The organism is Neisseria sp. P0009.S007, from assembly GCF_051962515.1.
Genome location: NZ_JBQCVF010000706.1, coordinates 1 through 860 on the forward strand (window position 1 = coordinate 1; position 860 = coordinate 860).

At 46.3% G+C, this 860-nt stretch carries 1 protein-coding gene and 1 pseudogene; one reads left to right on the forward strand and one right to left on the reverse strand.

Features of this window, described 5'->3' with window-relative positions:
- Nucleotides 1-122: 122 nt before the first annotated feature.
- Nucleotides 123-344 (forward strand): cell division protein, encoded by a 222-nt coding sequence (locus ACTHS3_RS15820; protein WP_070606154.1) that lies wholly within the window; start codon nucleotides 123-125, stop codon nucleotides 342-344.
- A gap of 105 nt (nucleotides 345-449) precedes the next feature.
- Here ACTHS3_RS15820 and ACTHS3_RS15825 read toward each other — a convergent pair.
- Nucleotides 450-860 (reverse strand): annotated as a pseudogene (locus ACTHS3_RS15825) (bifunctional [glutamate--ammonia ligase]-adenylyl-L-tyrosine phosphorylase/[glutamate--ammonia-ligase] adenylyltransferase); the annotation flags it as partial.

Here is an 860-nt window from a genome sequence, read left to right on the forward strand (position 1 = left end):
AAAAATATCTTCCTTACATAAAACCTACTATAATGCCATCTTTTGACATATTTACATTCACTCAGCATCATTGCACCGCTGATTGGCTTTGATGCACCCATTTGATTTTATAAGAAATAACGATGAAAAGTTTGGGCAGTACTTTATTTATCCTCGGCGTATTGGCATTCGGTTTGAATTATATGAACGCCGTCCCCAAAGTCTTGGCCTGGATTTACGAATGGGGCGAAGATACCGCCATGTGGATTAAAGCAGGCATTACAGGTAGTGGCGCTTTACTGTGGTTAGCAGGCAACTTCCTTGAAAAACCTGCAGAGGTAGAAGCAGAACAGGAAGAAGAATAAATGCCATAAAAGGCCGTCTGAAAAGTTTCAGACGGCCTTTTATAGGTTCACAAAACAGTGCCTACTTTATGTTCGAAAGTATGTCTTAATCGGATAAATTGCTGTTTATCCGAACTTCACTTCTGCCCCGAATACTTCCTGCCACAGTTTTCGCACATTGCCATAGTGGGTCAGCAATTCGTCCGTCACTTCGGTTTTTTTGGCGTCGCGCAGTTTGGTGTTGTGTTGCTGCTGGCGGTAGAAGCGGTAGGCGGTGCGGCTTTGTTCAGCGAGGGTTTTGTCGATGAGGTCGCAATCGGCAGCGATGTTCAGCAGGGCGATGTTTCCGTAGTTGTCCAAGAGTTGCGGATACTGGCGGGCATGGGCAAGTATCAGATATTGGACGATAAATTCAACATCAACCACACCGCCGCGCGCGTATTTGACGTTGCTGTCGGTCGGCGGATGAGTGGGGAACATTTTTTCGCGCATTTCGATGATTTCGCCTGCTAAAACGGTTTGGTCGCGTTCGGCAGT

Excerpts from the sequence above, each read along its gene's own strand:
- ACTHS3_RS15820 (WP_070606154.1), top strand. The coding sequence starts at position 123 with ATGAAAAGTTTGGGCAGTACTTTATTTATCCTCGGCGTATTGGCATTC.